The organism is Nocardia sp. CA-129566 (genome assembly GCF_050956075.1).
Classification (GTDB): Bacteria; Actinomycetota; Actinomycetes; order Mycobacteriales; family Mycobacteriaceae; genus Nocardia.
Genome location: NZ_CP192085.1, coordinates 6,126,973 through 6,139,494, shown reverse-complemented (window position 1 = coordinate 6,139,494; position 12,522 = coordinate 6,126,973). Strand labels below are relative to the sequence as shown.

Here is a 12,522-nt window from a genome sequence, read left to right as displayed (position 1 = left end):
GTCAGTGCTCCAGCTTGCGCAGTAGCGCGTGCAGCGTGCGCAGGTCGTCGGAGGAGAGGGCGGCGACCGCGGGCGGTGCGGGATCGGGGGTGGCCATGGCCTCGGCGAGGATGGCTCGACCGGCGGCGGTGATGGAGACCTGTTTGCGCCTGCGGTTGGTCGGATCGATCTCGCGCACCACCAGTCCGAGTTCGTCGAGGTTATTGACCGCGACCGTGGTCGCTGGCGCATCCATGCCGGCGGCCTGCGCGATCTGATTGAGCGTGAGCGGTCCGGGGCGCAGGCGGCGCAGGATGCGAATCCGGCTGAACGGCAAACCGGTTCGTTCGGTGACCGCGCGCTTCCACGAGTCGCGGGTATCCATCACCAGATGGGTGAGTTGTGCCCACACCACATCGGCGGTGGGTGCGTCATCCGGCATGCGCGGGGACCCTCTCTTCCACTATCGGGGCGACGCGATCACGGGACCGGGCGGCCCATCGGGTATTCGCGACTATGCCGAGTATGGCGATCCCTGCGGTGAACACCGCGATCAGCCACCACAGACCGGCCCCGGTCAATGCGCCGCACAATGCGACACCTACGCTCACGCCCACCTGTCTGCTGGTCGAGGCGACCGCCGCCGCGGCGCCCGCGCGATCCAGCGGCATCCCACTGACCGCCGATGTCGTGATCGGCGCGTTGACCATGCCGAAACCGACGCCGAAGATCGCGAAGACGGTCACCAGCTGCCAGACCGGTGTGGTGGCGTCGAGCCGGGTGAGCAGGACGGCGGCAATGGTCATCGCGGTGCCCGCCGCGAGCAGCGAGGATTTGGTCCCGTAGCGCCCGACCAGACGGCCGGACAGCGGCGAGAAGATCAGCGTCGCGACCGCCATTGCCAGATACAGCAGGCCGGTGTGTACCGCCGAATAACCGCGCACGCCTTGCAGATACAGCGAGCAGGTGAACAGGAATGCGCCGAGTGCCGCGAAGGCGAAGATCGCGGTCACCGTGGCCGAAGCGAACGGCACACTCCGGAAGAATCGCAGATCGATGAATGGATCGGTGCGCCGCGATTCCTGCCACAGGAAGGCCGCGAAGGTCACCGCCGATACCGCGAACACCACCGGCAACTGCTCGATCAACCCGAAGACCAACGTGAACAGGAATGCGATCGCCAGCAGTTGGCCGATCGGATCGAGCCCGCGCACCGTGGCGGACTTCGATTCCGGCACGAATAGAGTCGTCAACACCAGCGCGAGCATGCAGATCGGCAGATTGATCCAGAACACCGACTGCCACCCGAGCGAATCGATCAGCACGCCGCCGACCATCGGACCGAGCGCCATCGAAATGCCGACCACCGCGCCCCAAATGCCCACCGCGCGAGCGCGTTCCACCCGCCCGGTGAATACCTGCGTAATGATCGACATCGCCACCGGATTGAGCATGGATCCGCCGACAGCCTGCAAAAACCTTGCTCCGATAAGGGTTTCGATCGTTGGCGCGAGACTGCACGCCAGCGATCCGAGTGCGAAGACCGTCAGCCCGATCCGGAACACCCGACGCCGCCCGAACCGATCGGCGGTCGCCCCCGCGAGCATCAGCAGGCTGGCGAGCGTGAGCGTGTAGATATCGATGATCCATTGCAACCGAGTCAGTGGCGCGTCCAGATCTGCCCGAATCGCGGGTACCGCCACATTCACGATGGTCGAGTCCATCGACACGATCAGCAGGCTCGAGCAGCACGTCGCCAGGACCAGTGCCTTTCGGCGTGGCGTCAGCTCATCAACAGTTGTGTTCACACAATGATTGTGCGGTTACAACTGTTCCGAATGCAAGGATGTGGCCGGGGGTGTGATCCGTGGAACAGGGTTCGGTTGCGTTATGCCTGGGCTCCGCCCGGATCTCGGCCGTGCGTGGGCCTTGTCCGGTTCAGATCCAGACGAATTCCCAAGATTGTTTGATCCAGCTGACCACCTGGACTGCGAACAGCGCGAGCCCGCCGCACCAGGCGAGCCAGTACCAAGCCGGGTGCAGATATGGGATCGACCAGAGCAGTCCGACTGCGGGGATGAGGGGAACGATGAGGGTGAATGCTGCCCGCATGGGAAGTCGGCTGATCGAATCCTGGTAGAGCCTCGTCCGCAGATGCTGCTCCCAGCCGAAGAGTCGATGGTCCCCGGCTTGCTCGACGATGATCGGCCGGAGGTGATCGTTGATGTAGTCGCCCATGTAACGGGCATGATTGGCGTAGGTCTGGTACAGCATGCCCAGCGCGACCGAAAGGTACGGAATCACCAACAGCAATTGCGGCGCCACTCGCTGCGACAGCACAAACGCGGCAACCGCTGTATTAGCGGAGATGTTCAGACTCATGACAGCGCGCTGACCGCGCCCGATCTCATCGAGCTCACCACGCAGCGCATTGAATTCCGCCAGCGCACAATCGATGACACGTCTCGACTGCTCCGAGTCCGGTGGCTGCCCGCTCATGTTTCCCCCTCCCGCGCCGGACATAACCAGCCCCGCAACGGTGAAACGAGCATACCGGTGTTCCGTCCCTGACACCGTCGCGATTCCCCGAGATGGGGCAGTGCGCCGCCGCGGTGACAACCTCACCGGCGATGGGCGTGGCGAAAACGAGAGCATCGATGGTGCCAGCGGTCCATTTCCGCCGACCGAGAGTTGATCGGGTACGACGAACTGGCTTGCCATGCAACGGAAATACTCCGCGAGGTGCTCACCGCAGCGGGCGGCGTTCATGAGGACCGCGACGATACGTCCGTGTCATCGCTCGGTCGTATCCGCTGGACAGCTCTGCTATTTCACCGGAAAGGGCCGAGCGCTGCCGAACAACCTGCCCAAGGGCCCCAGCCCTGAGCGGCGAGTACCTGCTCGGCGATGGCGATCTGTTGTTCACGGGTGGCTTTGTCGGCAGTCGGCGCATACACGGTACCGCCGTAGGCGACCCAAGTGCCCGGCGAGAACTGTAGGCCGCCCTGAAACCCATTGCCGGTGTTGATATTCCAATTACCGCCCGACTCACATGCGGCCAGGCTGTCCCATTCCTCATCAGAGGCGGCGGAAGCTTGGCCAATGGATGCGATGCCGGCCCCGCCGATTATCACGCCAGTAGCGACGATCTTCTTGAGAGGGGTGCCCAAAGCGCTCATATCGCAGTTCCTTTCGAGTCAGCAAACCTGAAAAGGCGTCCAAGCATGAAAGGTGATCACTGGATCTTCGGCCGTTCGAGTGTGTGCCGAACGCCGTGAGCTGATGTGGCAGTCCTGCGGTATCGTGTCCACTTCGCAATACAACCGATGCCATGTCTCAACCCGCTGGCAGCCTTCGGTTGGTCGATACGGAGCCGCAATTGACCTGAATGGACGGCCCTGTGCACGCGTGGTGATGCCGCATGGCGTGCTGATCGGATCGGCCACTTCCGAGCGCTCTGGGCATCCGCCGAGCAGTTGCGGCGCAGCGGTTTCGTCGGCGCGGATTCGAGCGGCCGTCTCGCTCGATCCCGGGGACTGACTGTGACCCGCGCCATGCCTGATTCTCGGGTCCTCATCCGAGCACGCCGAATACGCTCGGGCAGGGAGGTGTCCGTGGTGGCCGGACGGAATCGGGCTGTCAGCCGGCTTTCAGCTGTCGGGTCCGGCGGTTCGGCGCCGTTCGGCGCGGTGGGTGAGCGCATCGACGATGCGTTGCCATGCCGGTGATGCCTCGGAGATCCGGGAGATGATCAGGTTCAGGTAATCTGGCTGGCCGCTGTCTCGTTCATGTTCGATCTCCCAGGCGTCCAAGTCGTCGATGAGGCGGTCCAGGCGTGGATCGTGCGGATCCCAGTCGACTGATTGATCACAAGCGAGAATCAGGCGCGTCGTCTCGGGGTCGTCGAAGCTGGCGTTCTTTTCCCGTACTCGCTGCGGCAAGGCGCGCGGATCAAGTGCCTGCATCAGGATCCACGAGTCGCGCTCGAGTCGTACCCGCCGTTCGCTGATCCCGAGACTGCGCATCCGGTTCAGGACGGCGACCACCTCAGGGGGCAGGACCAGGCTTTCGCCGCTGGCCAATTCGGCGATCCGGCGGCGGTATTCGGCGAGCTGGTCGATCTTGCGCTGCAATTCGGCGTCGATGTCGGTGATGGCCGAAGCGAACTCGGTCGGCCGTGCATGCAGCAGCGCGTCGATGCGGGCCAGCGGAACACCGGCATCGGCGAGAGTCCTGATCCGGATGAGATCGACCGCCGCCTGCGCGCGGTAGCGGCGGTAGCCGGAGGCATCGCGCTCGGGCTCGGGCAATAGGCCGACGTGGTGATAGTGGCGGACGGTGCGCACGGTCACCCCGGCGGTCGCCGCGAGCTGGCCGATCGTGAGCACCATCCTCCTCGGGTCTTCGTGAAACGTGATCGTGCCGAGTCTAGGGGCGAGCCGTCCGGTCGACGACGTCGCGAATCGCCTGGACCACGGCATCGGGGCGGTCGAAGCAGAGCCGATGGTGGAGGGTGTCGGACAGGATGCGTTGTTCCCCGTGCGAGACCGCGCTCACCAGGGCCGCGTCCATCCTCGTCTTGGCATCGTTCATGTCGTGCGACTGCTGGGCGGGGTCGGTGCCCACCACGGTGAGAGCGACCACCGGGACGTCGGGGATGCTCGGTCCGGCGCGCAGTTCGGTGGCGATATCGGTCAGCATGGTGCGCTCGGCGATGCCGGCGCGCATCCATTCGTCGCTCACCTTCGCCTCGATCAGCGGTTCCCGCACGTGCGCCGGATAGTCCGCGAGCAATGTGGTGCGTATCTCGTGCAGGGCAGAGCGCATCTGTTCGAGCCGATCCGGACCGGGCGCCATCCGCTCGGCCGCGGCCAGACTCGCCGTTGGCGGCATGAAGTCGTCCCAGTCGCGGTGCAAGCCGTCCAACCAGACCAGGCCGGCCACCTCTTGCGGGTACAACTGCGCGAACCGATGCGCGTAGAAGGCGCCGAGGGAGTGGGCCGCCAGAACGTATGGGGCGGTGATGTTCTGGGCGCGCAGCAGCTCGTGCAGTTCCGTGGCGACCGCGGCAGCGGTGCGCGGCAGCGGGAGGGGATCGCTGTAGCCCGTGCCCCCGCGGTCGTACACGACAGCAGTGGTGAATTGCGAAACCCCTTGCTGGACACCGAAATAGTCCAGACCGACCGCGCTGGCACCCGGCAAGAACACGACGGCCGGCCCGCCGCTGCCCGACCGATGCACGAAAATGCGACGGCCGTCGATCTCCTGGAACCCTCCGACCGGCGGTGCGAGCCGAGCCGAGGAAGCGCTGTTGTTCGTCATGCGACAAGGCTCCAACCCTGACGCAGGGTAAAGGTCAACCTCCGCCGCATTCCGGGCTGTCCGAACCGGACAGGCCGCAGCGAGCCGGACGCACGTCTGGCCGGAGCCGCGCTCATCCGGTCGAGGGCGCCAGCCGATCGCTCGCTACCTCATCGAACTCGGGTTTGCATGGCGTCGAGTAGGGAACGATCGAAATCGGTGACTGCTGAGACGAATTCCTCGGTGGGAACTGATGCTCGGCCGCATTCGGGTGCGGTGAAAGAGATTTCACTGTGCGGATCCGCGGCGTATCGCCAGGCGATCACAATGGTGTCGGCTTCGCGCCACCACCGCAGCGAATTGCGCTCACCCCACGGGGTGACCTCGTCGAGTGGCGTCAGCCCGAATCGGAACCGGATCACAGTGAGGTGTCTACTTCATCAGGCTCAGCAGGCCGAGGTTCGGTTCGAGCGCGCCGTCCTGACCGAGCGTCTGGAAGTCCGCCGCTACGGCCGAGCGGGTGAGTCTGCCCGCGCGCACCGCGCGGTAGCGCACGTAGGACCAGAGGAAGACATCGAGGTTGTCGAAGCGGGTGCCGCCTTCGAGGACCTCCTCTTCATGGAACCACACGGCCACTTGGCCGTTGGTGAGCACCACGTAGAGATTGCCGCCGCCGTCGGCGCCGATGGAGTAGACATCGTCGTCGGTGAGCTCGGTCGTGTAATCCGAATCGCGTATGCCGCAGTCGTTTACGGCGAAGTCGAATCCGTAGGACCAGAAGAAGATGTCGAGGAACTGCGGCAGCTGGCCCGAGCGCACCCGTCGGTCGAATGCGGCCAGCGCCGCGGCGTCCGCGGGTGCCAGGCGCGCGAGAAACGGCGCCACTGAACGGGTTTGCTCCGGTACGTGGACGGGCGTCGCATCGGGAAACCAACGCACCAGATCGGCGTCGAGGTCGCGATCGGTGTAGCCGACCAAGTCGGCGAGGGTGAGCGTCACGCGGGGATTGTAGTAGCACCCCATGACAAGTAGCCGCGATCGTGCTGTCCGGGTGGCTCGTACCATGGTGGCGTGCCCGTCGAGCCGGTTCGTGTCGCTGGGGCCGTGGTGGATATCGCGGTCCCGGCACGGTCGGGTCGCGTGCCGGGGGTCAGCATGGCCGGGTTCCGCGGTCGAGCGAACAGCCTCGTCGATCTGCAGTTGGTCCCGTACCCGGCGCTGATGGTGTTCATTGATTTCGGCGACGTGTTGCTCGTCGATGACGCCAGCGGTGCGCAGACGCAGGGCAGCGGCGTTGTCGGCCTCGGCCCCGGCAGCCTTCGAGGGTGTGGGCGAGATGTCGACCTGCTGCAGGTACGGCTGTCGCCGGTGGTTGCGCACGCGGTGCTGGGCACCGCGTCAGAGTTCGGCGGGACGGTAGTCGCCCTCGAGGAGCTCTGGGGGAGCGACACTGTGCGAATCCAAGAGCAACTACACGCCACCCGGTCGTGGGACGACCGATTCGCGATCGCGGAGACCGCACTCGCTCGACGATATGAGGCGGGCCGGGCGGTCCAGCCGGAAGTCGCCTTTGCGTGGCGGCGAATCATGATGAGCCGTGGGCGGATTCGGGTCGAGCGGCTGGCGGCCGAGGTCGGGTGGAGCCGCAAGCGATTGTGGTCCCGGTTCCGGTCCCAGATCGGTCTGACGCCCAAACGGGCCGCGCAGCTGGTCCGTTTCGACTATGCGGCGCACCGGCTCGCCGGGGGACACAGCGCCGCTCTGGTATCGGCGGAAAGCGGTTACGTCGACCAGTCCCACCTCCATCGCGATGCCATGACCTTTGCCGGGCTGACGCCCACGGCGCTGGCGGTCGCGCCCTGGCTCGCGGTCGACCCGGTGGCGTGGGCGGTCTCGGAGTACGCACCCAAGGCGTGACTCGAGCCGATGCGCTCGGCCGACGTCGCTGTCTTCGGCGCCAACGCCATAACGGGAACATTTGTCCAAGACATCCGGTGGCGAGCTGGCGATGCTGACAGTCATGTCTGCAATCGCGCGCAGACATGAGTTGCCATGCGACGCGGGGTGATCGAGGAGGAATGACGTGAACGGAGCAACCGGCATCGAGCGGCCGCCGCTCGGTATCCGACTGCTGCATGCCCTGCGAAAGGAGCCGGACTGGCCGACGATGACGGCCGAGGAGTTGATCGCTTACCGCGATGCGGCGAACCGCGCGGCGGGCTCTCGTGCGGCGGAGCCGACGAAGGCGGGAACACGATGACCACCACAGTGGATCTGCGCCGCCGCCGGGGCGACTACGGCGTCGACGGAGACTTCAGCGTGATTCCAGCGCGTTGGCAGGCCGTGATCGTTGCCGCCATCATCGCTGCGCTCATCGCGCTGACAGTGCGCAATATCGCTACTGGCGCCTTCATCGTTGCCGTGGTGACCGGCTTGCTCACGCTCGGGCTTGCGCTGTTCGTCGGCTCGTACCTGTACACGACGCGAGTCGGCAAGTTCGAGGTATGGGCGCGGATTCTCGGCGACTTCCGGCTGCGCGGTGACGAGCGGGTGCTGGACCTGGGCTGTGGTCGCGGCGCGCTGCTGCTCATGGCTGCCGAACTGCTGCCCGGTGGGCGAGCAGTCGGTGTCGATCTGTGGCACGCCGACCAGACCGGCAACAGCCCCGACGCCACCCGGCGCAATGCCGAGCGCGAAGGCGTCGCCGATCGAGTCGAGGTGCAAACCGGGGACATCACGCAATTGCCGTTCGCCGACAACAGCTTCGACCTGATCATCAGCAATGTGGTACTGCACAACATTCCGTCTGCCGCCGGTCGACGTGCCGCCATCGACGAAGCCGTTCGCGTGCTCCGACCCGGCGGTCGACTGGCCATCGCCGATCTGTTGTCCACGAATCGATACCGCGCACGGTTGCACGAGCTCGGGCTCACCGATGTGCGGCGACGCAACCTCGGCTGGCGCATGTGGTGGGGCGGCCCTTGGTTTCCCACCAGACTCGTCACGGCAACCAAGAACATCTGACCCCGCGTGCCGGATATTGTCGAATTCCGCGACATGTGCGGCGGCCCGAGCAGACACGACGGCATGAGGGGGCGGCGAGACGCCCGACGCGCGGTCGGCGCCGCCGCATGGTGGGCGTCCGCCCGCGCAACCCGTCTAGTCGCAATGCCGCTCACATAGGCCGGTGACCTGGCTGTCAAGTCGTGGTGGTGAGTGAGCAGGGGTTGCGGTGCTGGGTGTCGTGAGATGAAAACAGCGGAACTCTAGTAGAGAAGGTTCGTCGGCCAAGACAATCCTTCAAGCTGGAGTTCCGCTGTCTGCTCAGTGTGTCATCAAACGTGAATCAGTGGTAGCCACAGGGGCTTTCGCACCCGGTCACCTGGGAGAACTGACCCGGATCATCCCGTTCGAGATGGTCGACGCGGTGCTGGAGTCGACCCGGGCGGTGCAGGCCAGGGTCCGGGCACTGCCGTCGCGGGTGGTGGTGTATCTGCTGCTGGCCGCAGTGTTGTTCGCCGAGCTCGGCTACGAGCAGGTGTGGGCGCGGATGACCGCGGGCCTGGCCGGTGTGCCGGTCGCCGATCCAGTGTCCTCGGCGTTGTCCCAAGCCCGCCGCCGGATCGGCATCGCACCGCTGCGTGCGTTGTTCGACCTGATCAAGGGCCCCGCAGCGGGTGCGGCCCGGTGGCGGGGCCTGCTGGTGTGCGCGATCGACGGCACCTCGATGTTCACCCCCGACAGCCCCGCCAACGTGGCCGCCTACGGTCACGCCGGCGGCGGCAACGGCCCGTCCGGGTATCCGATGCTGCGGCTGCTGGCCGTGGTCGCCTGCGGCACCCGCACCGTGATCGACGCCGTGTTCGGGACGCCCAGCGTCGGCGAGATCACCTACACACCACCCCTGCTGGGCTGCCTGGGCAACGACATGCTGCTACTGGCCGACCGCAACTTCGCCGCCGCGGACCTCATCGGCGCCGTCGCGGGCACCGGAGCCGATCTGCTGTTCCGCTGCCGCAACAACCGGAAACTCCCCATGACCGGCCGCTGCGGCGACAACTCGTGGCTCACGCGGATCGGCACCACCACCGTCCGCGTGATCGCGGCGACCATCCTCGTCCACCAATCCGGCGGCCCTGCCCGCACAGAACGCTACCTGCTGATCACCACGTTGACCGACCACAAGCGTTACCCCGCACCCGAATTGGTGTCTTTGTATCACCAGCGATGGGAGATCGAAACCTCCTACCTGGAACTGAAATCCACCATCCTCGGTGGACGAGTACTGCGAGCCCGCACTCCCGACGGCATCGCCCAAGAGATCTACGCCCTGCTCGTCACCTACCAAGCCCTGCGCATCGCCATCACCGATGCCACCGTCACCACCGGCACCACACCCGACCGAGCCAGCTTCAGCATCGCTCTCAACACCGCCCGCGACCAGCTCATACTCGCAGCCGGAATCATCGCAGGCACCACCATCGACCTCATCGGCACGATCGGCCACGCTGTGCTCGACCACCTCCTGCCCGCCCGCCGCCAGCGAACATGCCCCCGCATCGTCAAACGCGCAATCTCCAAACACCGCGCCAAAGGCAACATCGACCGAAACAGCTACAAGATCACGATCAACATCACGATCAACAGCGGTTGACGACAGCCCAACCGGCCTATGTGAGCGGCATTGCGCCTAGTCGTCGTTCTCGCCTTCGTATTCGGCCTGGCAGCCCTGCGACGCTCTTGACCTCCCCCTGCCACATGGTTTTCGCCGCACTCCGGCGGCTTTCCACGAGCCGGTCGGGGTGCGGGCAGGGGCGCATCGAGTGGAAAGAGCGCAGAATGGAAAACAGAAAGGTCGTCATGCGAGCGATACAGGGCCTGCTCAATTTGCTGTTGGGAATCGTGACGGCCGTGCTCGGCACGGTAGTCGGGTTGCTCGCGACCGTGGTGTGGATCCTCGGTGCGGTGTTGTGCGCGACGGTCCTTCTGATTCCGCTGGGGCTTCCTGTCATCAAGCTCGGTAGCCGTCTATTCGGCCTTGCTCGCCAGCTGATGCATCTCCCCTGACGCACCTGGCGGGAGATCCTGCCGGCGAGTTCACCTATCGGAGTTCAGCCTCCGGTGGTCCCCGCATACCTGCCGCCCGTATCTGAGCATCTCTGTCGCTCTTTAGAAGACGAAGCCGCGGCGGTGGGCTCGGTCGCGCCGGCCCACCGCCGCCCCGCTACGGCACGATTGTCGGCTGGTCCGCGGCCCACAGCCACGATCCGTCCGGCTGGCGGCGGGCGATCTCGACGGTCATCTCGCCGGTGGTCAGCGTGGAGGCTGTCAGTGCCAGGTCGCCGCTGACCAGCGCCGGATGCTGCCTACCCGGCGAGAGCACCGGTGCGGCCGCGACGAACTGCTCGTATACCTTGCGGATCTCCGCATGTCCGGTCGCGAGATTGCCCGGCGGAAACGCCAGCACGGCGTCCGGCTCGTACAACGCCACCAGTCCGTCGACGTCGCCGGCGTTGGCGCGCTCGATGAAGTACCTGCCCAGGTCGTTCGGCTCAGTGGCCACTTTCTTGTTCGTCATACTGATAAGGCTCCCAACAAATCACGACATCCTGTGTCGTGTATTTCTGTGAAGGTTTCCGGATGCGCGCCGACCGATTGGTCTCGCTGGTGCTGCTGTTGCGCCGGCACGGTCGGCTGTCCGCAGCCGCGCTGGCCCGCGAGTTGGAGGTGTCCACCCGCACCGTGCTGCGCGACATCGAGGCGTTGTCCGCAGCCGGCGTACCGGTCTACGCCGAACGCGGCCGGCATGGCGGCTTCGCATTGTTGCCCGGTTTCCGGACCGAGCTCACCGGACTGAATCACGACGAGGCGCTCGCCCTGCTGGTCGCCGGATCACGGCGCGGCGCACAGGCATTCGGCCTCGGCTCGGCGCTGGCTTCGGCCATGCGCAAGGTGGTCGACGCGCTGCCCGAAAGCTATCGGGCCACCGCGACCGGCGCGGCCCAGCGATTGCTCATCGACCCGGAGACCGACCTCCTCTCGCGCCGGGTGGTCACCGAGGAGGTGCCCGACACCGTAGTGACCGAGGTCCGGCGCGCGGTGTTCGCCGGACACAAGCTGCGCATCCACTACGCGGCTGCGGACCAGACCCCGACGTGGCGCACGGTGGACCCGATCGGCCTGGTCACCGTCCGGGACCAGGGTTATTTGCTGGCCACGAGGTCCGGCGCGGACCGCACCTACCGGCTGTCCCGGATCTTGGCCGCCGAGGAACTCCCCGAACCCGCACAGCGACCGGACCGGGTCGATCTGGACCGGGCCTGGCAGGAACGCGGTACGCGGTTCCGCACCGGCGGCCACCAAGTCACCGTGCTGGTACGGGTGCACCCGGCCCGGCGGGAGGAACTGGTGGGCACCGCCCTGGCCGTCCGCGCCGAAGACGCCGACGCAGACGGCTGGCTCCGGCTGGAGGTGACCTTCCAAGATCCGACACACGCCGAATGGGCGCTGTGGCAACTCGCCACGAACGCGGAAGCCCTTGCCCCACAATGGCTGCGTACGTCCCTGCGCGACCGCGCCACCGCGATCGCCGCCAGCTACGGAATGCCGTCCTGAGAGTTGTCGCCTTCGGCGGACCGCCGAAGCTGACAAGCACCGGCCCAAGCTCGCCGAAGTTCGCGCCTACCCGTACAGGTGAATGTTGACGGCCGCTTGTCAGAAGACGAAGCCGCGCAGTGCCAGAAAGCGCATACCGCCGACCGCCGCCATGGTGGCGATCACGGCGCTCGCCTGTGCGATCTCACCGAGACCGGGGGCCCAGAACTCGAGACCGGCCAGCGCCGCCGTGCTGATCAGCAGGCCGATCAGCGCCAGCCCGCCGCCTTCCCACTGTGCGGTGAACCAGCCGACCCGTCCGGCCGCGCGGAAGGTGAGTTGCCGGTGCAGTTCGTTCGCGATCACCGTGCTGACGATCGAGCCCGCGATATTGGCGACCAGGGTGCCGATCCCGTTCATGGCCATGAACAGCAGGCCATAGGCAATGTTGCTGGAGCCGCCGACCAGGGCGAAGCGGATCAGCTGGGCGAAGGCGTGATCACTGCGCAGATACCGCATCACTTGGGCGAGTCGGTCGAGCCATTCTGTGCGCAGCACCGGGTAGGGCAGAGCACCGATAGTCAGATCGATGCCATCGAGGATCGTTCTGTCCCCGTATGCCTTTCGCGGCCCGGAAGCGGCAATTGC

Annotated in this window: 15 protein-coding genes and 1 pseudogene; 6 read left to right on the top strand and 10 right to left on the bottom strand. The window is 65.9% G+C overall.

What is annotated here, in order from left to right:
- Position 1 precedes the first annotated feature (1 nt).
- From ACQP0C_RS26790 to ACQP0C_RS26755, 8 genes and pseudogenes are all read right to left on the bottom strand, one after another.
- A complete protein-coding gene (locus tag ACQP0C_RS26790) occupies positions 2 to 421 on the bottom strand; it encodes a MarR family winged helix-turn-helix transcriptional regulator (RefSeq protein WP_433724255.1) in 420 nt (139 codons plus the stop codon).
- The gene (locus ACQP0C_RS26785; RefSeq protein WP_433724253.1) at positions 411 to 1,787 is read right to left on the bottom strand and encodes an MFS transporter; all 1,377 of its coding nucleotides are present in this window, start codon (positions 1,785 to 1,787) and stop codon (positions 411 to 413) included. Before ACQP0C_RS26785 ends, ACQP0C_RS26790 begins: the two co-directional genes overlap by 11 nt.
- A gap of 130 nt (positions 1,788 to 1,917) precedes the next feature.
- Entirely contained in the window at positions 1,918 to 2,748 is an 831-nt protein-coding gene (locus tag ACQP0C_RS26780; RefSeq protein ID WP_433724251.1) for a hypothetical protein, read from the bottom strand.
- A gap of 74 nt (positions 2,749 to 2,822) precedes the next feature.
- Positions 2,823 to 3,158: pseudogene (locus ACQP0C_RS26775) on the bottom strand (transglycosylase family protein); the annotation flags it as partial.
- 471 nt (positions 3,159 to 3,629) lie between these two features.
- Entirely contained in the window at positions 3,630 to 4,370 is a 741-nt protein-coding gene (locus tag ACQP0C_RS26770; protein WP_433724249.1) for a MerR family transcriptional regulator, read from the bottom strand.
- A gap of 37 nt (positions 4,371 to 4,407) precedes the next feature.
- Positions 4,408 to 5,301 (bottom strand): alpha/beta fold hydrolase, encoded by an 894-nt coding sequence (locus tag ACQP0C_RS26765; protein WP_433724247.1) that lies wholly within the window; start codon positions 5,299 to 5,301, stop codon positions 4,408 to 4,410.
- 149 nt (positions 5,302 to 5,450) lie between these two features.
- Positions 5,451 to 5,702 (bottom strand): DUF5984 family protein, encoded by a 252-nt coding sequence (locus ACQP0C_RS26760; protein WP_433724246.1) that lies wholly within the window; start codon positions 5,700 to 5,702, stop codon positions 5,451 to 5,453.
- Between the two features lie 10 nt (positions 5,703 to 5,712).
- On the bottom strand, positions 5,713 to 6,279 hold the full coding sequence (locus tag ACQP0C_RS26755) for a hypothetical protein (RefSeq protein ID WP_433724244.1): 567 nt from the start codon (positions 6,277 to 6,279) through the stop codon (positions 5,713 to 5,715).
- A 72-nt stretch (positions 6,280 to 6,351) separates the two neighbouring features.
- Between ACQP0C_RS26755 and ACQP0C_RS26750 the strand changes: the two genes are divergently transcribed.
- The 5 genes from ACQP0C_RS26750 (at position 6,352) to ACQP0C_RS26730 (ending at position 10,347) form a co-directional block, all read left to right on the top strand.
- On the top strand, positions 6,352 to 7,197 hold the full coding sequence (locus ACQP0C_RS26750) for a helix-turn-helix domain-containing protein (protein ID WP_433724242.1): 846 nt from the start codon (positions 6,352 to 6,354) through the stop codon (positions 7,195 to 7,197).
- 166 nt (positions 7,198 to 7,363) lie between these two features.
- Positions 7,364 to 7,540, top strand: coding sequence for a hypothetical protein (locus ACQP0C_RS26745; RefSeq protein WP_433724240.1), 177 nt, complete (start codon positions 7,364 to 7,366; stop codon positions 7,538 to 7,540).
- A gap of 14 nt (positions 7,541 to 7,554) precedes the next feature.
- Positions 7,555 to 8,304, top strand: coding sequence for a class I SAM-dependent methyltransferase (locus ACQP0C_RS26740; protein WP_433734662.1), 750 nt, complete (start codon positions 7,555 to 7,557; stop codon positions 8,302 to 8,304).
- Positions 8,305 to 8,629: 325 nt separating this feature from the next.
- Complete coding sequence (locus ACQP0C_RS26735) at positions 8,630 to 9,934, top strand: IS4 family transposase (RefSeq protein WP_433724238.1); 1,305 nt, start codon at positions 8,630 to 8,632, stop codon at positions 9,932 to 9,934.
- A gap of 104 nt (positions 9,935 to 10,038) precedes the next feature.
- Positions 10,039 to 10,347, top strand: a complete 309-nt coding sequence (locus ACQP0C_RS26730; RefSeq protein WP_433724236.1) for a hypothetical protein — start codon at positions 10,039 to 10,041, stop codon at positions 10,345 to 10,347.
- Positions 10,348 to 10,504: 157 nt separating this feature from the next.
- On the opposite strand, the gene ACQP0C_RS26725 is transcribed toward ACQP0C_RS26730, so the two are convergent.
- A complete protein-coding gene (locus tag ACQP0C_RS26725) occupies positions 10,505 to 10,858 on the bottom strand; it encodes a YybH family protein (protein ID WP_433724234.1) in 354 nt (117 codons plus the stop codon).
- 62 nt (positions 10,859 to 10,920) lie between these two features.
- Between ACQP0C_RS26725 and ACQP0C_RS26720 the strand changes: the two genes are divergently transcribed.
- On the top strand, positions 10,921 to 11,895 hold the full coding sequence (locus ACQP0C_RS26720) for a helix-turn-helix transcriptional regulator (protein ID WP_433724232.1): 975 nt from the start codon (positions 10,921 to 10,923) through the stop codon (positions 11,893 to 11,895).
- 99 nt (positions 11,896 to 11,994) lie between these two features.
- Here the strand turns inward: ACQP0C_RS26720 and ACQP0C_RS26715 are convergent, their stop codons facing one another.
- On the bottom strand, positions 11,995 to 12,393 hold the full coding sequence (locus ACQP0C_RS26715; protein ID WP_433734661.1) for a GtrA family protein: 399 nt from the start codon (positions 12,391 to 12,393) through the stop codon (positions 11,995 to 11,997).
- Positions 12,394 to 12,522: the final 129 nt, after the last annotated feature.

What these genes read in the sequence shown, in the direction of transcription:
- ACQP0C_RS26790 (WP_433724255.1), bottom strand. Translation starts at nt 421, where the DNA reads ATGCCGGATGACGCACCCACCGCCGATGTGGTGTGGGCACAACTCACC.
- ACQP0C_RS26780 (WP_433724251.1), bottom strand. Translation starts at nt 2,748, where the DNA reads ATGAACGCCGCCCGCTGCGGTGAGCACCTCGCGGAGTATTTCCGTTGC.
- ACQP0C_RS26770 (WP_433724249.1), bottom strand. Translation starts at nt 4,370, where the DNA reads ATGGTGCTCACGATCGGCCAGCTCGCGGCGACCGCCGGGGTGACCGTG.
- ACQP0C_RS26765 (WP_433724247.1), bottom strand. Translation starts at nt 5,301, where the DNA reads ATGACGAACAACAGCGCTTCCTCGGCTCGGCTCGCACCGCCGGTCGGA.
- ACQP0C_RS26730 (WP_433724236.1), top strand. Translation starts at nt 10,039, where the DNA reads ATGGTTTTCGCCGCACTCCGGCGGCTTTCCACGAGCCGGTCGGGGTGC.
- ACQP0C_RS26725 (WP_433724234.1), bottom strand. Translation starts at nt 10,858, where the DNA reads ATGACGAACAAGAAAGTGGCCACTGAGCCGAACGACCTGGGCAGGTAC.
- ACQP0C_RS26720 (WP_433724232.1), top strand. Translation starts at nt 10,921, where the DNA reads ATGCGCGCCGACCGATTGGTCTCGCTGGTGCTGCTGTTGCGCCGGCAC.
- ACQP0C_RS26715 (WP_433734661.1), bottom strand. Translation starts at nt 12,393, where the DNA reads ATGCGGTATCTGCGCAGTGATCACGCCTTCGCCCAGCTGATCCGCTTC.